Genomic DNA, 19,617 nt, shown 5'->3' with positions numbered 1-19,617 from the left:
GAACCAATACACACTATTTTTTGAATCGGGAAAGGAGAGACTCATGTTACCAGTCCAAAAAAATGACCGTCTCGACGTCCACATCCACGACCTCACGCACGAAGGCGCGGGCGTGGCACGTGTCGACGGTTACACGTTGTTCGTCCCGAACGCGCTTCCGGGAGAGACCGTGGAGATCGTCGTGACGAAGACGAATAAACAGTACGGATTCGCCCGCTTGATCGATGTGAAACAAGCGAGTGCGGACCGCGTCGAGCCACCGTGCCCGATTTTCTATCAGTGCGGGGGCTGTCAGCTCCAACACTTCAGCTACGACGGCCAGCTCCGCCAAAAACGGGACCGTGTCGTCGATGCGTTGAAACGGCTCGGTCAGTTCGACGTGCCCGTCCACGAGACGATCGGCATGCCGGAACCATGGCGTTACCGCAACAAGGCGCAAGTGCCGTTCAAAGACGAGGCCGGTCGCCTCGTCGCCGGTTTCTATCGTCCACGTTCACACGACATCGTCGAGATGAAGGAATGTCTCATCCAAGACGAGCGCAACGATGAGGCCGTCCAAGTCGTCCGTGACGTGCTCGCGGCGCACGGTGTGCCTGCGTACGATGAGAAGACAGGGCGCGGCGTCATCCGCCACGTCATGGCCCGTTACGGGTATCATTCGGGTGAATTGATGATCGTCCTCATCACGAAGACGACGAAAATCAAAGGTGTGAACGAGATTGTCGCCGACATCTTGAAGCGTCTCCCGGACGTGACGTCGATCATGCAAAACGTCAACCCGGACAAGACGAACGTCATCTTAGGGTCGACGAACAAATTGTTATATGGCCATGAGACGATTGAGGACAAAATCGGTGGACTGACGTTCACGATTTCCCCGCACTCGTTCTTCCAAGTCAACCCGGTCCAGACGGAGAAGCTGTACGGCAAGGCGCTCGAATACGCGCAACTGACCGGGACGGAACAAGTCGTCGACGCCTATTGTGGCATCGGGACGATCAGTCTGTTCCTCGCCCGGAAAGCGGCGCACGTATACGGCGTCGAAGTCGTGCCGGAAGCGATTGAGGACGCGAAACAGAACGCGCTCGTCAATGAGATCGACAACGTGACGTACGCGTGCGGCGCAGCGGAAGATGTGTTACCGCAGTGGAAGAAGGATGGCATCAATCCTGACGTCATCGTCGTCGATCCACCACGTAAAGGCTGTGCCGAGTCGTTCCTTGAGACGATGGTCGAGATGGCACCGAAACGGATCGTCTACGTGTCGTGTAACGTCGCGACGCAGGCACGCGATATGCGTTATCTTGCGGACCGTGGCTACAAATTAGTCGAAGTCACACCGGTCGACATGTTCCCGCATACGGCACATGTGGAGACGGTGGCGTGGTTGGAGAAAATTGAAGAGTAAGTGAAGCAATCGAAGGATAGACGCTGAGTCGAGCGTCTATCCTTTTTTGTATAGGCTTCACCTATGACGAAAAAGTGCATAGGTCAATCTCGGATTTCTTGTAGACTGTCTCTAGTGAGTGAAATCGATTTGAACGGGAGTGCGGAACATGGGCAATCAGCGATGGATGAGACGGATGTGCAGTAACGGATTGAAACTATTCAAACGAGAAGCTTTAAAAGAAAATATTCAAGTGTTCACCTTGGAAGAAACGAAGCCAGATCAAAAGTACAATCCATTACCAGCACGAGAAATAAAAACAAGAAGCTACAGGGGTATCGGTTGGAGAATATCATATGACAATCCTGAAGGAATCATCGAGGGTTTTTCCAAGCTTCATATTAAGACGGAATATAGATTGGCTGCTTATCAATATCAAGAAGTAGACAACGGAAATGGCATCGTATGGGCAATTCCAATCCATAATAGTTTACCGGAACCGGACGAATGTAGCCGGTTAAACAATCAATTTCTCTCACCTCCTAAACCAAGTTTCGCTTGTGACGAATTCATGGAGGCGATTGATGGAGACCATACTCCTTTGTCTTACTTACAGGCGGCGATTGCTTATCATAAGCTTAAAGAGTTTGGTGCGATGTGGCATGGGATTAGTTGGGGAGAGGATCGACTGTTAACGTCTTTAGACTCATCTGAATGGGATTGGGTAATAGGGGAAATAATTCCGAAATTGATACAACCACGTTTTTATTATGACAAAAAGAAAAGACCGGTCATTGTATTTCATACGATAAAACCGATTGGAACTCTCACGCTTAATCGTTATGAACATACATTCGAGTCTCACGGTTATAGATTGACGTGCAAAAAAACTGTTTTGGCGACAGATCAAGATGGAGGAGGTCTGATTTTCTAGCAAATAAAAAAATAAAAAGAATCTTTTTTATGGTCATATTTTATGATTTTACGAAAGTTATATTTAGTTGAGATTGTTTATTTTAATCGGGGGTATAAACTATGAGGAAAATACGAGGTATTCTAGTGTCAGCTGTATTGATCACTACTTTATCAGGGTGTGGTGAGGGCGCAAATGACCATAAGGGCGAAGCGAAGACGCCTTCAGCATCAAGCGCTCAAGAGGGTAGGAACTACAAAGAAGTAGTCGATGAATTCAAGAAAAAAGGATTTACAAACGTCAAAACAGAAAAAGTCGAAGATTTGATTACAGGTTGGATTACAGAGGATGGCGAAGTCGAGGAAGTAGCTGTTGGAGGCGACGTCGAGTATGAGCCGGACACATGGATGCCTGAAGATACTGAAATTGTGATTACTTACCATACGTTCAAAGAAGAGGAGACTGAAAAAGCGACGGAAAAACCGGAAAAGACAGAAACAGAAGACGAGTCTAGCAACCAAACGGATAAAGATGCAGAAGAAAAGAAAGAGCCTGAAGTATTGACTGTAGATAATAGTCCAGACTTGAAACAGGTGCTGAGTGTGAGCTTTGAATCGGACCCTTTGATTGCAACATTCGCTAATGAATATGAAGGGCGAACGATTGAATTCGACGCGCACACAGCCTACGTCAATAAGCACGACAACTATGATACCCGATTTGATTATTTAATTTTAGTCGGGGATGACACTCAAGATGAACCGCCCGGTCCTAATTTCCAACTGCGAGATGTAAATTATTATGATTTGAACTTAGAAGGCGACAATATCCCGGATTCGTTTGGGAGCGGCCTTAATATCCGCATTACTGCCGTAGTAGGCCAGTATGAAGAAGCTTCAAATCTATTCCTAATCAATCCCGTATCTATCAAAATGAGATAAGCGTACACACGAAATAATCAAGAAGTAAACCGATGGAATCGAGAACGAATAGATTTAAAATGATTATTGCATTCAATGAATCACGTATTTCATTTTCCAAGAAAAATCGATGAATTGGAGTGATTGGAATGAAGTTAGAAACTGTAACAGCCTATGGATCATTTGTGAAGCGAAATGGTCATATTTTTCGGACATCTGCTTATTTGCAATGGGGGGATTCTACGGATTCTTTAGGCGCTTGTTTATTATTAAACCCGGGTTCAGCAAGACTAATTGAGGGGTTGGATAGAGAACTTGATTCACAAGGCTTAGCAGAAGGAGAAATCAAAATGGATCCGACGATGGAAAGTCAACTCGTCAAAATTGTAGAGAGGATTCATCAGCAAAACGGACAATTATCGGGACGGTTCTATATTTATAATTTGTTCAATTTACGAGAAGGGAAAAGTGAAAAGGCAATAAACGATTTCGAAACGCTTTGTGGCTCTAATCTCTATAATATTGAGGATTCTTTAGCATCAGTCGAAGAATTGAAACAGCATCCTTGGATTCTATTAGGATGGGGAGTAAACAAGAAACAAAGATGGATTCATCTTCAGACAAGTAAAGAAAGATGGTTACATCGATTATCACAAGCTCAGATCCCTATCATTGGAAAACTAAAAGTAGAAAATGGCGAATACTATCATCCACTTCCACGGCTAGTAAAAAATCGAGCTGGATATATTGAAGATATCTTAAAGCAATATCAACAACAGAACGGATGAACTTGAGCGAAGAATTCCAGACATCTAATAAAGGGGAAAGTGATAATGAAATCGAAATGGGAGAAAATCTTATCATTAAGCGGAGAAGGAGGTAGAATCTGTTTGGCAGGACGAAGATTGGAGACAAATGTGTGGGAGTTTGTCTTAGTGTCTGATGAGTCTACGTTGGTTGATACAATTCAAGATGAAAAGTTAGAATCGATTCGTCGCTCGCACGTCGTCAGTCATTGGTCTGAAGCTCTCCAACTGCTAGGTAGACATTGGATGCGTCTTAGTCCAAAGTATGTTCATCCTGAATTTACAGAACGATTTTTAACGGAGATAGAAAATTCAGATGCAAAGAATATGTTGCATAGATGGAAACGAGTGTGTTCAAAGTCGCCGAATCAAAGGTAATGTTGAGTAATATTCAATCACACCTTTCGAAGGAGGAAACTCGGTTTGAAATTATTGAATGAGTTAATTCGAGCGTACACATCGACCATCAAACAAGGAGACGTACCGCTTGCTTATCGAAGCATTCTTGAGTTCATGGGACGGTTGAGATCTCGCTTCATGAAGAGCGGATACGAGGTGAGTGGTCTCTACCCGGGCTATATGGATATGTCGTATATCGCTGTGAACACATCACATTTAAAAGAGCACGGACTGAAGATCGCCGTCGTCTATCTACATGCGACCGGACATTTTGAAGTATGGCTGTCCGCTCGCAATCGAGTGTTAACGGAACAGTACGCGACCACGTTTCAAGCACTGTCGGGTTTTCATGATAATCAAAACCGAGATGCCATCATCGAGCGGACGTTGACGTCGGCACCGAATTTTGATGAGCCGGAGCAGTTGGCTGAATTGATTGAACGGGAAGTCGAACAGTTCATTCAAGATGTGGAAGCAACACTTGAGGGAGGGCGCTGATGGATTGGATGGCCGAAGTAGAAATGAGACTGAAGCGAGGCAATCAACTTCTATTTGCGAAAGACAGTGCGGTTCTAACCGATTTGAATGCGTTGATTCAAGAGCAGAACCGGCGCACGCTGTCGTTATGGGCGTTCGAATTGGCCGATGCAACCGTTCAAACGCTATCTGAACGTTATCCGGATGAAACGAGACTGAAAACTGCGGTCCAACTGTCTAGAGAGTGGGCTGCGGGTAACGTGAAGATGCCCGTCGCAAAACAATCGATTTTGCAGGCCCATGCGGTGGCGAAAGAACTTGATTCACTTGAAGATCAGGCCTTGTGCCATGCCATCGGGCAAGCCTGTAGCGTCGTTCATACACGAGGACACGCGCTAGGGTTTCCGATCTATGAGTTGACCGCACTCGTTCGTCGTCACGGTGTACGGGTGTGTCAACCAATCGTCGAAGCGCGCGTGAAGCACTATATGGAGCGGATTGAATCTTGGCGCGCGCATACTTCTGAGTATGAATGGGCTACGTTCATGATGAATGACTAAAAGACTTCTTAAGAATGAACCCTTCGATCGTGGATTGAAGGTTTTTTACTTTGTCATGACCAAAACGAGGGAGTGGAAAAGAGATGTTTTGCGGCTTGGAATGTCAAGCCGCTACGCTCGGAAACTTCCTCGACAATCTTTTCATTTGTCATGAGTGATGTAGTAATGAGAGACGTGGAGACAGCGGGGGTGGTAGCCAAAGATAGAAAGTAAAATTCATTGTCATGAAAAACAACTGCCTAAAACAACTATTACTTATTGCAATTTTCTAAAGCAAAATTTTATAAAATTAACATTAATCCATATTTTGTAATATGATTAAAATGACATAATTTTAATGAGGTGATATAGATGTTTGCAAATGTTATTGAAAGTTTTAATTCGAATGATTCAAGAACTGAAGGAGAATCCTATTTACTGCATATTTTTAAAACAAGTCCCAGATTTAAAGGATGGACTGTATTTGAACAACCACATATAAATTCTATGAAGCCTGATTTTATTTTAACGCATCCTCAAAAAGGAATTATCATTGTAGAAGTGAAAGATTGGAATTTAAGTTCTAAAACCTACAGTAAACAAGGTCATATAAAAGGCAATGATGGAAATTACTATAAAAGTAATCCTATTGACCAAGTGGAATACTATAAAGATAGTATTTTAAAGTATCAATTACTTTCTAGTGTAAAATTGTCCGAGCAATTTTCTTTATACTACTCTTGTATTGAAACAGTAGTATATTTCCATAAAGCTGATACAAAGGAAGCTAAAAAATTCTGTGTAAGTGTTAACAATCATAGCGATACATATACAAAAATTTGGTCTAAATCAGACATTGATTACATTAAAAATGTAGAAAACAAATTAAATTCTACTATTCATACGTATGCTTTATCAAAATCTTCTTCATCCTTTAATAGAGAAGGTTTATTAGAGAGAGTAGTTTTAGAATTAAATTTTCAACTTCAACTTTCTGACTATAATATTGAACGGCGCCAACCTTTCGTCTTAACTAATGATCAAAAAAAGTTAGCAATTGCAAGTCCAGGCTCAATTCGGAGATGGAGTGGGGTTGCAGGCTCAGGAAAATCTATTATTCTGGCGGAAAAAGCTATTCAAGCGGCGAAAGAGAATAAAAATGTTTTGATTTTAAGTTTTAATATTACTTTAAGACATTACTTGAGAGATCTTTGTAGCCAACAATTTGGAACAGGAAATTATGATGGAGAACGTAAAAAACTAAAGTTGAATGTAACTATTAGTCATTTTCATGATTTTCTTAAATTAATTTTTGCTGAGCATCAACTGAAAGGTAGCTTTAAAAACAAACCTGAAGATGAGGACTATGCAAATTACTTAATGAAAATCGCAAAAGAATATTTTAAATCTCACGAAATAAAATCCCATCTTAAATTTGATTACATACTTATTGATGAAGGGCAGGATTTCAAAGGAGATTGGATAAGATTTTTAAAAATGTTTTTCACAGGCGTCGGTGAAATGTTTATTGTATACGACAAAGCACAAAATTTGTACGGTCATGGTGTATGGATAGAGGATAGCCAGCAAATAAAAAACATTGGTTTTAGAGGAAGACCGGGGCATTTATCACATACTCACAGATTACCAAGTAAAATAGTAAAGAAAATTGAATTGATTAGACAAAATTTAAAACTTGATGGAGAAGAGATTTTATTAGAAACACAAGAACAAGAAGACTTATTTCAAAAAACATTTTGGTATAACTTAAGTCCAACCACCCTTTCGGAGAAGCTGAATCAAATTTTCCAACATATTAAATCGTTAAGAGAAATTAATCAAATGGAAGATATAACAATTTTGACAACTAATGAAAATACAGGAGCTGAATTAGTTTTACTTTTAAATAGACATGGTATTGAGACTTCACATGTTTATGATTTAGGAAGAAACAAAAATAGTGAGAGTCGAAGAGCGGAGAAGTGGAAATTTCAAGGTGGTACAGGACGTTTGAAAGTATCGTCTTATCACAGTTTTAAAGGTTGGCAAACACCTAATATCCTTCTTGTCTTAGATTCACCTACTACTGACTATTTTGGTGAACAAATTACAGAAACACCGCCAACTATAAAGGCTGTTCAAGATGCATTGTTTATCAGTTTATCAAGAATTAAGGGGAGAGCTGACAATGGTGAATATACATTTATTTGTTTAAATTACTTACAAGAATATGAACATTTAAAATTGATATTCGATCAACAGTAAATTAACCCAAGCAAATTTCTATAAAATGATTTAACTTATATACTATAAAACTATTTTTATTAGATGGTTATTAATGGAGTTCTGAAATTAATAACACATCTATGTTGATACATTCCCCTGTCCATAATAAGATAGATAAAGTGATTTTGTTGGATTGACTACGAAAGGGAATGATTTGACATGAAAGAAAACTTCTGGCGCGATCTGCCGCGTCCATTCTTTATACTTGCCCCGATGGAAGACGTGACCGATGTCGTCTTCCGTCATGTTGTCGCCCATGCGGGACGCCCGGACGTCTTTTTCACCGAGTTCGCCAACTCGGACAGCTATTGCCATCCAGAAGGGAAAGGCAGCCTGCGCGGACGTTTGACGTTCACCGAGGACGAGCAGCCGATGGTCGCCCACATTTGGGGCGACAACCCGGACTACTTCCGCGAGATGAGCATCGGCATGGCCGAGATGGGCTATAAAGGCCTCGACATCAACATGGGTTGCCCGGTGCCGAACGTGGCGAAGCGCGGGAAAGGGAGCGGGCTCATCCTCCGTCCTGACGTCGCAGCGGAACTCATCCAAGCGGCGAAAGCCGGCGGCATCCCGGTCAGCGTCAAGACGCGTCTCGGATTCGCGAAGCTCGACGAGTGGCGCGACTGGTTGACGCATCTCTTGAAGCAAGACATCGCCAACTTGTCGATTCACTTGCGCACACGTAACGAGATGAGTAAAGTCGACGCACACTGGGAGATGATTCCGGATATCGTCAAACTGCGCGATGAGATCGCACCAGATACGCTCATCACGATCAACGGCGATATCCTCGACCGTCAGATGGGGTTAGAACTCGTCGAGAAGTATGGCGTCGACGGCGTCATGATTGGCCGCGGGATTTTCAAGAACCCGTTCGCGTTCGAGAAAGAGCCGCGTGAGCATTCGATGGAAGAGTACCTCGACTTGCTTCGTCTCCAACTCGATTTGCAAGACAAGTTCCAAGAAGAAGTGCCGCGCTCGATTTCGAACTTGCATCGCTTCTTCAAGATTTACGTGAAAGGGTTCCGCGGGGCGAGCGATCTCCGTGTGAAACTGATGGACACGAAATCGACAGACGAAGTGCGGGCGCACCTTGATACGTTCGTCGAGAACTATCATAAAGAAGAAGCTGCGCTTGCCGAGGCAGCATCGACAGTCGAATAATGTTTTACCGGGATTCAGTGTATACTGGGTCCCTTTTTTATATGAAAAATAGTAGATGGGCGATGAAACGTTTGGGCGGGCTGCTTCGTATGAAGTGGGTGGAAGGGGAGGGTAAACATGAACGAATGGCGTGAATCAGCGGTCGGTCTTGGCCTTGCGTTTGGAACGGCGGGCGGACTACTCATCTCTGTCTTACTCGATTTTCCGTCCATGTATGGTATTGTCATCGGTTCAATCATTGGATATTGGATTGGACTCCTCATTTCCATTCGTGCGATGAAGCGATAACGAGCAGGATATCAAAGATCAGGAGGTTTTTACATGAGTGAATTTCAATTTATAACGAGCGATCGACCACTGAAAGAAGTCGAAAATCCATATATCGAGTTCTTATCGATCAACGAGGCCATCAAAAAAGGCGTCGTGTTGCCTGACATACTCACAGACGACGAAGACCTTGACCGTGATGAAAAAATTTTGATGAACGTCGAGTCAGAAGAGCAGCTTGATGAAATCGAAATTAAGCGAGACCTATATTATGACGCGGGGAACGTCGAGGCTTATTCTTCAAAACCGCACGTCGTGGAGTTGCGCTGGCGCTATTCCGATGTGAGAGCCGAACAGCTAATGGAGTATATAACCGACCACTTGAAGATGGCGAAGGAAGTTGAGATTTGGAAAGTGTGGGTCGATGAACAGACGGAGCCGAGCGTTCAATCCATCAAGCTCGACGAGTTGACGATAGATGCGCTACGGTTTTTAGGTGAAGTCGGATTCGAACGACCACAGTGCCTTCGTGTGACAACATCCTAATCTGAGCGTGACCGACGCGTGGCCATTCCAAACGAGATGTCTCGTTCGGAATTTTTGTTTTATCTCCTCACTTGAAAAAGACTGCTATATTATGAAGAGAAGAGTCAGGAGGGGACACCATGCACATTTTAATCGTTGAAGACGACCGGACGATTGCCTCCGGTCTCCAATATTCGCTCGAACAAGAACAATTCACGACGACGTTGTGCCAGAACGCGACCGACGCGACACGTTTGATTGAACAACAGTTACATACGATTGACCTGTGTCTATTCGATTTGTCGTTGCCGGACGGGAGCGGCTATGACTTGTGTCGGCTCGTAAAACAACAACAGGATACGCCCGTCATTTTTTTGACGGCGTTCGATGATGAAGTGAACGTCGTCATGGGACTCGATATGGGAGCGGACGACTACATCACGAAACCGTTCCGGGTCCGTGAACTCATCTCGCGGATTCACTCGGTGTTGCGCCGCTACCATAAACAGGTCAGCTCGCCCATTTTGACAATCGGGTCGGTCGAAATCAACACGCAAGACGCGAAAGTCAAAAAAGATGGAAGCGAGATCCTGTTGACAGCGCTCGAGTATCGTTTACTGCTCATCTTCGGGAAACATACGGGCCAAGTGTTGTCACGGGCCCAGCTGCTCGACCAGATTTGGGACATGGGCGGGGACTTCGTGAATGACAATACGTTGACCGTCTACATCAAACGGTTACGCGAGAAGCTCGAAGACGACCCGCAACGGCCGACGTTGATTAAGACGGTTCGAGGGATTGGCTATAAGGTGGAACGCTGACATGTTGCGCAATCGAGAAATCCGTATCTATTTAGTCAGTCTGTTGCTGCTGATTGGGGTGGCTTCTATCGTCGCATCTTTGTTCCTATCGATGGAGGCCGTCATTCTCGTCCTCCTTTTGTCGGTCGCGTTCTTGATCGTGACATATCGGTTCACGGCGTGGCGCTATCGGGAGATCGATCAGCTGTCGAGTTACCTCCAAGAAATCAGCAACGGCAATTATAAACTCGATGTCCGCGACAACCGTGAAGGCGAGCTCAGTCTATTGAAGAGCCAAATCTATAAAGTGACGAAGATGCTGTCGGAACAAGGGACGCATCTCGAAGAGGACAAGCAGAAGTTGACGGATGCCCTCTCCGACATTTCCCATCAGCTGAAGACCCCGCTCACCTCGATGACCGTCATGGCGGACTTGCTCAGTGACCCACGGCTGTCAGATGACAAGCGTCAAGAGTTCACGCATAACGTACAAGTGCAGCTCGAGCGGATGGAGTGGCTCGTCTCGTCACTACTCAAGCTGTCTAAAATCGATGCCGGGACGATTCAGTTCAAACGGGAACCGGTATCCGTCCCCGCACTCGTTCAAGCCGTGACGAAACCGATGCTTGTGCCGATCGATATTAAAATGCAGCGGCTTCAGATTACGGGTGAGCGTGATGTCACGTTCGAAGGCGACTTGAAGTGGACGACCGAGGCGCTCATCAACATCTTGAAAAATTGCGTCGAACATACACCGGAAGAAGGGGAGCTGTTCATCGAATTTAGCGAGAACACACTGTACACGGAAATCGTCATTCGCGACACGGGGAGCGGCATCGCCAAACAAGACATCCCGTATATTTTCCAACGTTTTTATAAGGGTATGAATGCGAGTGACGACAGCGTCGGCATCGGGCTTGCCATGGCCCACAGCATCATCACAAGCCAACAAGGTGAACTGACCGTCCGCAGTGAACGTGGAGCCGGGACCGCGTTTCAAATTCGATTCTACAAAGCAATCGTCTAAGTGACGAAACAGTCACTTTCGAGTCACGGACGTGTCACACTCGCTCGGTACACTCAAAGTAGATCAAGTACTGGAGGGTGCAAACATGAACATATTAGAAGTGCAACACTTATCGAAAGTATATGGGAAAGACGAGATGGAAGTCCGGGCGCTCGATGACGTATCGTTCACGGTCAAAAAAGGCGAGTTCGTCTGTATCGTCGGACCGTCGGGCTCGGGGAAGTCGACGTTGTTACATTTGCTCGGCGGCGTCGATGTCCCGACGAGTGGACAGGTGTTGATCGACAATACGGATATTTACAAGTTAGACGAGACACAGCTCGCCATCTTCCGTCGTCGTCAAATCGGTTTGATTTATCAGTTTTACAACTTAATCCCGATTTTGACGGTCGAGGAGAACATCACACTGCCGATGTTGTTGGACGAGCAAAAAGTCGACGCCGCCCATTTGGAGCGCATCATCGGCATCCTTGGTCTGTCGAACCGATTGACTCATCTGCCAAACCAATTGTCTGGCGGGCAGCAACAACGCGTTTCCATCGGTCGGGCGCTCATCAGCAACCCGGCCATCATCTTGGCCGATGAGCCGACAGGGAACTTGGACAGTCAAAACAGTGAAGAAATCATGAGCCTCCTCAAACTGTTCAACAAGAAGTTCAATCAGACGCTGATCATCATCACGCATGACGAACGAATCGCCTTGCAGGCCGACCGGATCATCTCGATCGAGGATGGGAAGATTGCGAAGAACGAGGTCGTCCGCTCATGAACATCATCAATAAAATGACGCTTCGCCACTTGCGTGAAAACAAGCGGCGTTCGCTCGTCACCATCATCGGGGTTATCATCTCGGTGGCGATGATCACGGCTGTGACGACACTCGGTTCATCGTTCTTAGACTTGATGATCCGTCAAGACATCGCGGACAATGGAGAATGGCACGTCCAATACATCAACACGAATGAGGAGCAGGTCGAGGCAATTCGAAATGATGCATCGACGAAGGATGTCATCCTTTCAAGTGACGGCTATGCGGAATTAAAGGATTCACAGAATGCCTATAAACCGTACTTATACGTCCGGAACTATAATACGTCGGGACTGAAGAACTTTCCCGTCGACTTGACGGAGGGACGCTTGCCAAACAAAGAAGGCGAAGTCGTTATTTCTGAGGCCATCCGTCAAAATGCGCAAGTCACGTACAATATCGGGGATGAATTGACGCTTGAGATCGGCGAGCGTATGGACGAGTCGTCCGGTCGGGTGTTGACCCAAAACGATGGTTTGGTCCGCGACGGGGAGACGATGCTTGAACAGTTGAACATCGAGGAGACAGTGACGTTGACCGTCGTCGGCACGATGACGCGCCCAGCCTGGGAGCCCACGTGGTCGCCGGGTTACACGGTCGTCGGATACATTGACGACAGAGCATTGAATGGTGCGACCGTCGATACGTTCGTCGCCTTGAACGACGTGAACGGTTCGATTTATGAGGATACGAAACAAGTGATGAACGAACAGAAGATTGAAGGGGTCGCTTATAACTCATCGTTGCTCCGCTATTATGGGGTGACGGATGATGACGGCTTGCGCAAGACGCTGTATGGGTTCGGTGGCATCATCATGGCGGTTATCGTCATCGGCTCGATTTCGCTCATTTATAACGCTTTTGCCATCAGCGTATCTGAGCGCTCGCGTTATCTCGGGATGCTCGCGAGTGTCGGGGCGACGAAACGGCAAAAACGAAACTCGGTCTTTTTTGAAGGACTGATCATCGGAGGGATTAGCATCCCGATCGGTATCATCGCCGGGGTGACCGGAATCGGGGTCACGTTCTTGTTCATCAACGCTTTTGCGGAGAAGGCGCTCAACGTGACGGAGAAGTTTGAAGTCGTCGTCACCCCGCTCACACTCCTGTTGACGGTCTTCATTTCGAGCGTGACGATTTTCATCTCGTGTTATCTGCCGGCGCGCCGCGCTTCGAAGATTTCTGCGATTGACGCGATTCGTCAGACCCAGGACGTGCGACTGACGTCGAAGAACGTGAAGACGTCGAAACTCGTGCGACGGATCTTCGGATTGGAAGCGGAGATTGGGCTGAAAAACACAAAACGCAACCGGAAACGGTATTTGGCGACGGTGTTCTCGCTCGTCATCAGTATCGTGCTGTTTTTAGTCGTCAGTTACTTCACGGATCGACTCGAACAGTCACTCGAGATGTCACAAGGCACGTACGAGTTCGACATTCTCGTGAACGGGTCGAATCTCAGTAAAGATGACTTACGTCGCTATGAGACGTTGGATAATGTGACGAGCGGGACGTACTTCGAGAACACGACCGTCCAGACGGTGGTTGACGAAGCGCGGTTACCGAGCGCGGTCACCGAGAATGAAGACTTGGTGTCCACGTTCGTCGATGGGAAATTTGTGTACTACGTTTCTCTTTATCAATTAGATGATGAAAGTTTCGATGCGTACTTGAAGCAGATCGGGGCATCCGCCAGCAATTTTGAAGACGGGGAGATGCCGGGTGCCGTCTTGATTGATGAAGTATCGTATCAAGACGTCGACAAGAAGAAATTTGTGAACTCGAAGACGATTGAGACCGAAATCGGCGATACGCTTGAACTCCGGGACGAGAACGCAACGGACGAGACGGCACCGCTCAAAACAATCAAAATCGGCGCCATGACCGACGTCCCCCCGACCGGTGTGATGACGAGCTCACTTGGATGGCTTGATGTGATCGTTCGGGAAGGGACGTTTGAAGAGGATGCGATTGGTCAATTGATGAAACAATCAAGTCCATCAATCGCCTTGAACACGAGTAATCCTGAGGCGACGCAACAAGTGATTGAGGCGGAACAAAATATGGACCAATATATCTTCAACGTGTCGGAGCAGCGTGAACAACAAGAGCAGGTGTTGTTGCTGTTATCGATTTTTGTCTATGGGTTTATCGTCTTGATCTCGCTCATCTCGGTGGCGAATATCTTCAACACAATCTCGACGAGCGTCTCGCTCCGTCGTCGCGAGTTTGCGATGCTGCGGTCGGTCGGGATGACACCGAAAGGGTTCAACAAGATGGTGTATTATGAAAGCATTTTCTATGGCATGAAAGCATTGGCGTATGGGGTGCCGGTCAGTGTTCTGATCATGTACCTGATTTACCGGGCGCAGATCAACACGTTCGAAGCACCGTTCACGTTGCCGTGGGGCGATATCTTGTTCGTCACGGTCATAATTTTCCTGATCGTTGGTTCTTCGATGGTATACGCGATTTCGAAAGTGAAGTCGGATAATATCATCGACCGTTTGAAGCAAGAGAACAATTGATGATTGACGTAGAGTCACTCAAAAAATAGATGGAACGGGATTCAGTGTCTACTGAGTCCCGTTTTTTGTAAAATGAGAGAGAAGAAAGAGGTGGGAGAATGGACATCCGAGAAGTATTGAGTGGCGGGGATTTGCGCTCGATTGGTCATGTCGATGCGGTCGTCGCTTACGTCGGGAACGACCCGGACCGATTCAGCGAATTGATGACCGGCTTGACCGATGCCCGTCCCGTCGTCCGGATGAGGAGCGCAGACGCGATGGAGAAAGTGACACGTCATTATCCGGCGCTGCTGCAAGCGCATCAAGCTTCCTTATTCCAACAGTTACATCGTGCCACTCAACAAGAAGTGAGGTGGCACTTGGCGCAACTCATGCCCCGGCTGATGTGGACGGAAGACGAGGCGGCCGACATCGTTCATGTGCTCACAGATTGGTTCGACACGGAGACGAGCAACATCGTCATCGTCAATTCCTTGCAGGCGATCTTCGACTTGAGCGCCATGCATCCACGATTCCGGGACGAACTGAAAGTCTTGCTCGAGTCGCGACTCGAGACAGGGAGTCCGGCCGTGAAGAGCCGCTCAAAAAAACTTTTACAGAAGTTGTGACCGATGGACTTCATTTCCGGTCTATAAAGATGTAAGTACATCGAAAGGGGGATTCGATTGGACGATCAAGCGATTATCGATTTGTATTGGCAACGTTCCGAGCGGGCGATTGAGGAGACGGCCCAAAAGTACGGCGGTTATTGTCATACGATTTCCTATAACATTTTAAACAGCCGAGAGGACGCGGACGAGTGCGTCAATGACACGTACATGAAAGTGTGGCAAGCGATTCCGCCGACACGTCCAGTGCGACTCGCCGCCTATTTGGCGAAGCTTGTTCGTAACGTCTCGCTCCATAAGTATGAGAAGGCGAACGCCAAGAAGCGCGGAGCCGGGCAAGTCCCGCTCATCGTCAGTGAGCTCGAACACTGTCTCGCCTCCTCCGTCGCGACCGATTCAGAAGTCGTCGAGTTGTTGAACGATTTTTTGGAACAGTTGTCGCAAGAGACCCGGCAGATTTTCATGGGACGTTACTTTCACTTTCAATCAATCAAAGACATCGCGAAGATGCGCCAGGTGAGCGAGAGCAAGGTCAAGATGGTGCTGCTTCGGACTCGGAACGACTTGAAACAAATGCTCGAAGCGGAAGGGGTGGCGCTATGAACGGAGATCGGCTCATACGTTTGATGGGGGACGTCGATGACCGGTTCGTCGAGGAATCGATGGTGGTTGAAGCCAAAAAGCGGAGACATTGGCATTGGATGGGTGGTCTTGTGGCAGCCGCCGCTGTCACACTCTTCGCCGTGACATGGGACGGTTTTAAAGAATTGATTCCACTGTCGGACAACTCAAGCAATATGTCGGTCGCTTATATCGATGAAGGGGACATCGATGTCGGGATGTCATCAGCAAACCTTGCCGAGATGAGTGAGGACGAGCTGTTCTCGAAATGGGAACCTGCGGTGGTACGGGGCGTCGTGAAACAGATTGACCACATCGAGCTCGACTTCAACGGACAAGCGGAATATCAGTCGATTGTGACGATTGGCGTGACAGACGTCTATCGGGGAGACATCGAGCAGGGGAGCACGATTCAAGTTCTCACGGTTGCCGGTGCCGGTTCTGAAGTGCTTCAGTCGGATGCGGACGTCATCTCTGAACTTCGCCTCGGCATGGAAGGGATTTTTATGCCGAGACGGCATGATGCTTCCCACGTCTGGTCACAAAACGGGGCCACGCTTCAAGTGATGGACGTGAGTGATTACGGATTTCCAGACGGTGAGCGGTACATGTTCTTGAACACGGACGAAGGTCTCGTCTTCAGTCGAGATGCCTATCCGTCGCTACGTGGCGCTGAAACACTTGATGACATAGAGGCGTTCATGACGGAACGGTTCCGTTAACGGGAAGGGGATATGGAAGAGAGGAGGGCTACGATGACAGAGCAGAATTGGCGAGCGTCAGGGGTAGGACTCGGACTGGTGTTCGGAGCCGGGATTGGCATCATCAGTTCGCTCCTACTCGGATTTGAATTAGTGTATGGGATTGCGGCAGGTGCAGCATTCGGCTATCTCATCGGACTCGTGGTGTCATTGACAGGAAAGACATGATTGAAGGGAAGGCTAACTCAAAATGATCGCAAAGAAAATCATGCAGTGGGTGAAGAAGCAAGGAAGTCTTGGGGTTAAGGAAAACTTGCTCGAAATCAGGTTTCGGGTAGGTGGGTTCGGGATTTCGAATGAATCCAAACTGACATTCTTTTCAGATGGGACAGCTAGACGACAGATTATTCGGCGAGAGGATGATTGTTCTAAATCAATCAAATCATTCATTTTTTACGATGAAGCGCAAACAAAAACTCTGTACGGAACATTTCTAGCGCTCGAGACGGAGGAGTGGCCATCTACGTTTGAAGAAAAGAAGTACGAAACACTCGACGGAACACAATGGGGCTTGATCATTACACAACCGGACGGAACCACACGGACGCATGACGGCAGCAACGCTTATCCGGATAACTGGAAGGACGTCACGGCACTGTTCGGCATTTCTTGAATCAAAAGGAGGAAATCATATGGATCGCACAATCACTGTGAAAGGAACAGGAAAAGTATCGGCTACGCCCGATTTGATTGTCGTGAGAATGGATTTGACGTCAAGAGCCGTCCGTTATGAGGAGACGATGAACGGGGCGGCGATGGCCGTCACGCGTCTACAAAAGGCAGTCGAGCAGGCCGGATTCGAGAAAGCAGCGCTCAAGACGACCGACTTCTCGATCGACACGGACTATGAGAGTTATCGTGATAAGCAAGGCAACTATAAATCTCGTTTCCGGGGTTATGTCTGTCAGCAGAAGACGAAACTCGAGTTTCCGCTCGATACGAAACAATTGTCCTCGGTCATCGAACACGTCAGCAACTCGCTAGCCGAACCGAAACTGTCCATCTCGTTCACGATCAAGGATGCGGATACGATTCAAGATGAACTGCTCGCGAGCGCGGCGGCGAACGCGCGTCATCGGGCCGAACTGTTGGCGAAAGGGGCCGGGGCGACGCTCGGTGACTTGCTTCAAATCGATTACACGTGGGGCGAGCTCCATCTTTACTCCCCGACACGTCTCACGCTCCATGACGAGGTGCTCTTCTCAGAGGCCGCGATGCCGGAACTCGAACCGGACGAGATTGACTTGAGTGACTCGGCGACGTTCGTGTGGGCGATTCGATGAGGCGTGTCATCGGATTAGTATTGCTCCTTCTGTCTGTCTCTCTGTCGGCTCAAGCGTTGTCGTGGGCGTATGCGTTCGTCGTGTTGGATGGACGGGTGTATGAAGTGATGGATGTTGCCGTATTGGAGGCTGACTTGGGAGAAGTCGTCGGCGAGGTGAAGACGATGGTCGACGATATGGATGGCAGCTATTATGGGGATGCCTCGAACATGTATCCGATTGGGACGACCTATCGAGAAGTGAACGGGGAAGCGATGCAGGATGTGCTCGCGGTCGAGGACGAGTTGGGATGGAAGCGGGCCGAATATCGGCATGACGCCCCGTTCAGCATGCGTGACCATCTCGATACAGTCGCATATGCGGTACTTGGGATCGGCGCTGTCCTTTTTGTGTCCACACGAGTAAAGAAAAGATACAAAAAATAAATGATTCCGTGATGAGGTATCGTTCATTAAGGGAAGAGTCATATGTAGATACGTAGAGATTTCACTCAATGGAGGGATATTCTATGAAAATCCTCATCATCTTTGACTCGATGTACGGGTGTACCGAAAAAGTCGCATATGCCATCAAGGACGGGTTCAGCGACTTGCACCAAGTTGACATCATGCAAATCAGTCACGTCGGATACGGCGACCTTGCCAATCTCGATTTGTTCGTCGTCGGTTCGCCGACGCATGGCGGACGCGAGACCGAGGACGTGAAAACCTTTTTAGACGGCCTGTCGGATCATGCGCTCCGGGGCATCCGGGCTGCGGCGTTTGATACGAGCATGGCTGAAGAAGACCAAGGCTTTTTCGTCGGTAAAATCGTCAAATGGTTCGGCCACGCCTCGACCCGGATCGAGCAGCTCTTGTTGGACAAAGGAGCGGAACCGGTGCTGAAAGAATCGTTCATTGTCCTTGATAAAGAAGGACCGCTCAAAGAAGGAGAGCTCGAGCGGGCGACCGAATGGGCCCGTCACTTGATGGACAAATAATCTGACGTGTTCCTTATGGGACGCGTCTTTTTTGGCGCAGAATTGTCCGAAGCGTTCTCAAAACGGGTAAATATAAGGGTATCTCTATTGTATGGAACGGAGGGAGAACGATGAAAAAATGGGAACGTGACGTCCTCATGGGTTGGATTGTCGTCTTGTTGGTGCTCGTTGCGCATTATGTGATCACGGTATCGCTCGGAAACACGTATTTTGCCGAGTCGACGATGAACCGGATGCTTTGGCTCAGTAGCTTCCCGGCCTTTTTGATTGCCTTTCTCGCAGCCCTCTTCCAAAAAACGAACACGCTCACGCTCGCCGTGCGTCGTGGCGTCATCTGGACGGCCGAACTTGTCGTCGGCTTCTCGCTCGTCGCCTGGTTTTTCCGGGCGTTCGAGACGCTGTTCGTGACTCCGGGCGCGTATTGGGTGTTCGGCGCGGTCCTACTCGCACCGCTCGTCTATTTGTTCGAGTTCCGCCGTCAGAACCGGGGCACGAAGGCCGGTGCCCACTAAGCGT

General features: G+C 47.5%; 23 protein-coding genes. All 23 read left to right on the top strand.

The features are described from left to right. Positions 1 to 43: 43 nt before the first annotated feature. Positions 44 to 1,408: a 23S rRNA (uracil(1939)-C(5))-methyltransferase RlmD gene (gene rlmD, locus KNP95_RS03120; RefSeq protein WP_214835379.1), complete on the top strand. Its 1,365-nt coding sequence runs from the start codon at positions 44 to 46 to the stop codon at positions 1,406 to 1,408. Between the two features lie 148 nt (positions 1,409 to 1,556). Continuing rightward, positions 1,557 to 2,321: a hypothetical protein gene (locus tag KNP95_RS03115; RefSeq protein WP_251138450.1), complete on the top strand. Its 765-nt coding sequence runs from the start codon at positions 1,557 to 1,559 to the stop codon at positions 2,319 to 2,321. 125 nt (positions 2,322 to 2,446) lie between these two features. Then, the gene (locus tag KNP95_RS03110; protein ID WP_214835378.1) at positions 2,447 to 3,241 is read left to right on the top strand and encodes a DUF4839 domain-containing protein; all 795 of its coding nucleotides are present in this window, start codon (positions 2,447 to 2,449) and stop codon (positions 3,239 to 3,241) included. A 128-nt stretch (positions 3,242 to 3,369) separates the two neighbouring features. After that, on the top strand, positions 3,370 to 4,008 hold the full coding sequence (locus KNP95_RS03105; RefSeq protein WP_114166954.1) for a DUF1643 domain-containing protein: 639 nt from the start codon (positions 3,370 to 3,372) through the stop codon (positions 4,006 to 4,008). A 441-nt stretch (positions 4,009 to 4,449) separates the two neighbouring features. Next, the gene (locus KNP95_RS03100; RefSeq protein WP_214835377.1) at positions 4,450 to 4,923 is read left to right on the top strand and encodes a DUF7000 family protein; all 474 of its coding nucleotides are present in this window, start codon (positions 4,450 to 4,452) and stop codon (positions 4,921 to 4,923) included. Then, positions 4,923 to 5,462: a putative immunity protein gene (locus tag KNP95_RS03095; RefSeq protein ID WP_214835376.1), complete on the top strand. Its 540-nt coding sequence runs from the start codon at positions 4,923 to 4,925 to the stop codon at positions 5,460 to 5,462. The genes KNP95_RS03100 and KNP95_RS03095 overlap by 1 nt, the downstream gene beginning before the upstream one ends. A 351-nt stretch (positions 5,463 to 5,813) precedes the next feature. Then, on the top strand, positions 5,814 to 7,706 hold the full coding sequence (locus tag KNP95_RS03090; protein WP_214835375.1) for a nuclease-related domain-containing DEAD/DEAH box helicase: 1,893 nt from the start codon (positions 5,814 to 5,816) through the stop codon (positions 7,704 to 7,706). A 180-nt stretch (positions 7,707 to 7,886) separates the two neighbouring features. Further along, positions 7,887 to 8,894 carry a tRNA dihydrouridine synthase gene (locus KNP95_RS03085; protein ID WP_214835374.1) on the top strand — a complete coding sequence of 336 codons (1,008 nt, stop codon included), beginning with the start codon at positions 7,887 to 7,889 and terminating at the stop codon, positions 8,892 to 8,894. Positions 8,895 to 9,011: 117 nt separating this feature from the next. Then, the gene (locus KNP95_RS03080) at positions 9,012 to 9,182 is read left to right on the top strand and encodes a hypothetical protein (protein ID WP_214753973.1); all 171 of its coding nucleotides are present in this window, start codon (positions 9,012 to 9,014) and stop codon (positions 9,180 to 9,182) included. Between the two features lie 33 nt (positions 9,183 to 9,215). Continuing rightward, the gene (locus KNP95_RS03075; protein ID WP_214835372.1) at positions 9,216 to 9,707 is read left to right on the top strand and encodes a hypothetical protein; all 492 of its coding nucleotides are present in this window, start codon (positions 9,216 to 9,218) and stop codon (positions 9,705 to 9,707) included. Positions 9,708 to 9,826: 119 nt separating this feature from the next. After that, a complete protein-coding gene (locus tag KNP95_RS03070) occupies positions 9,827 to 10,507 on the top strand; it encodes a response regulator transcription factor (protein WP_214835370.1) in 681 nt (226 codons plus the stop codon). Between the two features lies 1 nt (position 10,508). After that, positions 10,509 to 11,513, top strand: a complete 1,005-nt coding sequence (locus KNP95_RS03065; protein WP_214835368.1) for a sensor histidine kinase — start codon at positions 10,509 to 10,511, stop codon at positions 11,511 to 11,513. 85 nt (positions 11,514 to 11,598) lie between these two features. Beyond that, positions 11,599 to 12,282 (top strand): ABC transporter ATP-binding protein, encoded by a 684-nt coding sequence (locus tag KNP95_RS03060; protein WP_021066503.1) that lies wholly within the window; start codon positions 11,599 to 11,601, stop codon positions 12,280 to 12,282. Further along, the gene (locus tag KNP95_RS03055) at positions 12,279 to 14,849 is read left to right on the top strand and encodes an ABC transporter permease (protein WP_214835366.1); all 2,571 of its coding nucleotides are present in this window, start codon (positions 12,279 to 12,281) and stop codon (positions 14,847 to 14,849) included. Before KNP95_RS03060 ends, KNP95_RS03055 begins: the two co-directional genes overlap by 4 nt. A 98-nt stretch (positions 14,850 to 14,947) precedes the next feature. Then, the gene (locus tag KNP95_RS03050) at positions 14,948 to 15,457 is read left to right on the top strand and encodes a HEAT repeat domain-containing protein (protein WP_214835364.1); all 510 of its coding nucleotides are present in this window, start codon (positions 14,948 to 14,950) and stop codon (positions 15,455 to 15,457) included. Between the two features lie 57 nt (positions 15,458 to 15,514). Further along, entirely contained in the window at positions 15,515 to 16,060 is a 546-nt protein-coding gene (locus KNP95_RS03045) for an RNA polymerase sigma factor (RefSeq protein ID WP_214835363.1), read from the top strand. Next, a complete protein-coding gene (locus KNP95_RS03040) occupies positions 16,057 to 16,800 on the top strand; it encodes a hypothetical protein (protein WP_214835362.1) in 744 nt (247 codons plus the stop codon). The genes KNP95_RS03045 and KNP95_RS03040 overlap by 4 nt, the downstream gene beginning before the upstream one ends. Before the next feature lie 33 nt (positions 16,801 to 16,833). Then, a complete protein-coding gene (locus KNP95_RS03035; protein WP_021066508.1) occupies positions 16,834 to 17,007 on the top strand; it encodes a hypothetical protein in 174 nt (57 codons plus the stop codon). 22 nt (positions 17,008 to 17,029) lie between these two features. Continuing rightward, positions 17,030 to 17,452: a hypothetical protein gene (locus KNP95_RS03030; RefSeq protein ID WP_021066509.1), complete on the top strand. Its 423-nt coding sequence runs from the start codon at positions 17,030 to 17,032 to the stop codon at positions 17,450 to 17,452. A gap of 19 nt (positions 17,453 to 17,471) precedes the next feature. Then, positions 17,472 to 18,122: an SIMPL domain-containing protein gene (locus tag KNP95_RS03025; protein ID WP_021066510.1), complete on the top strand. Its 651-nt coding sequence runs from the start codon at positions 17,472 to 17,474 to the stop codon at positions 18,120 to 18,122. Next, the gene (locus KNP95_RS03020; protein WP_214835361.1) at positions 18,119 to 18,547 is read left to right on the top strand and encodes a hypothetical protein; all 429 of its coding nucleotides are present in this window, start codon (positions 18,119 to 18,121) and stop codon (positions 18,545 to 18,547) included. Before KNP95_RS03025 ends, KNP95_RS03020 begins: the two co-directional genes overlap by 4 nt. Before the next feature lie 83 nt (positions 18,548 to 18,630). Beyond that, positions 18,631 to 19,101: a flavodoxin family protein gene (locus KNP95_RS03015; protein ID WP_251138449.1), complete on the top strand. Its 471-nt coding sequence runs from the start codon at positions 18,631 to 18,633 to the stop codon at positions 19,099 to 19,101. Positions 19,102 to 19,211: 110 nt separating this feature from the next. Then, positions 19,212 to 19,613, top strand: a complete 402-nt coding sequence (locus KNP95_RS03010; RefSeq protein WP_214835359.1) for a hypothetical protein — start codon at positions 19,212 to 19,214, stop codon at positions 19,611 to 19,613. The last annotated feature ends 4 nt before the right edge of the window (positions 19,614 to 19,617 follow it).

It is taken from the genome of Exiguobacterium sp. s36 (assembly GCF_018618345.1).
GTDB classification, from domain to species: Bacteria; Bacillota; Bacilli; order Exiguobacteriales; family Exiguobacteriaceae; genus Exiguobacterium; species Exiguobacterium chiriqhucha.
Note: the sequence above shows the minus strand (reverse complement) of the source record. Positions and strands in the feature narration are given on the sequence as shown.

Coding starts and splice junctions, on each gene's coding strand:
- KNP95_RS03115 (WP_251138450.1), top strand. CDS start 1,557: ATGGGCAATCAGCGATGGATGAGACGGATGTGCAGTAACGGATTGAAA.
- KNP95_RS03030 (WP_021066509.1), top strand. CDS start 17,030: ATGATCGCAAAGAAAATCATGCAGTGGGTGAAGAAGCAAGGAAGTCTT.
- KNP95_RS03060 (WP_021066503.1), top strand. CDS start 11,599: ATGAACATATTAGAAGTGCAACACTTATCGAAAGTATATGGGAAAGAC.
- KNP95_RS03040 (WP_214835362.1), top strand. CDS start 16,057: ATGAACGGAGATCGGCTCATACGTTTGATGGGGGACGTCGATGACCGG.
- KNP95_RS03065 (WP_214835368.1), top strand. CDS start 10,509: ATGTTGCGCAATCGAGAAATCCGTATCTATTTAGTCAGTCTGTTGCTG.
- KNP95_RS03025 (WP_021066510.1), top strand. CDS start 17,472: ATGGATCGCACAATCACTGTGAAAGGAACAGGAAAAGTATCGGCTACG.
- KNP95_RS03050 (WP_214835364.1), top strand. CDS start 14,948: ATGGACATCCGAGAAGTATTGAGTGGCGGGGATTTGCGCTCGATTGGT.
- KNP95_RS03105 (WP_114166954.1), top strand. CDS start 3,370: ATGAAGTTAGAAACTGTAACAGCCTATGGATCATTTGTGAAGCGAAAT.
- rlmD (WP_214835379.1), top strand. CDS start 44: ATGTTACCAGTCCAAAAAAATGACCGTCTCGACGTCCACATCCACGAC.
- KNP95_RS03010 (WP_214835359.1), top strand. CDS start 19,212: ATGAAAAAATGGGAACGTGACGTCCTCATGGGTTGGATTGTCGTCTTG.
- KNP95_RS03055 (WP_214835366.1), top strand. CDS start 12,279: ATGAACATCATCAATAAAATGACGCTTCGCCACTTGCGTGAAAACAAG.
- KNP95_RS03015 (WP_251138449.1), top strand. CDS start 18,631: ATGAAAATCCTCATCATCTTTGACTCGATGTACGGGTGTACCGAAAAA.
- KNP95_RS03095 (WP_214835376.1), top strand. CDS start 4,923: ATGGATTGGATGGCCGAAGTAGAAATGAGACTGAAGCGAGGCAATCAA.
- KNP95_RS03090 (WP_214835375.1), top strand. CDS start 5,814: ATGTTTGCAAATGTTATTGAAAGTTTTAATTCGAATGATTCAAGAACT.
- KNP95_RS03035 (WP_021066508.1), top strand. CDS start 16,834: ATGACAGAGCAGAATTGGCGAGCGTCAGGGGTAGGACTCGGACTGGTG.
- KNP95_RS03085 (WP_214835374.1), top strand. CDS start 7,887: ATGAAAGAAAACTTCTGGCGCGATCTGCCGCGTCCATTCTTTATACTT.
- KNP95_RS03080 (WP_214753973.1), top strand. CDS start 9,012: ATGAACGAATGGCGTGAATCAGCGGTCGGTCTTGGCCTTGCGTTTGGA.
- KNP95_RS03020 (WP_214835361.1), top strand. CDS start 18,119: ATGAGGCGTGTCATCGGATTAGTATTGCTCCTTCTGTCTGTCTCTCTG.
- KNP95_RS03075 (WP_214835372.1), top strand. CDS start 9,216: ATGAGTGAATTTCAATTTATAACGAGCGATCGACCACTGAAAGAAGTC.
- KNP95_RS03070 (WP_214835370.1), top strand. CDS start 9,827: ATGCACATTTTAATCGTTGAAGACGACCGGACGATTGCCTCCGGTCTC.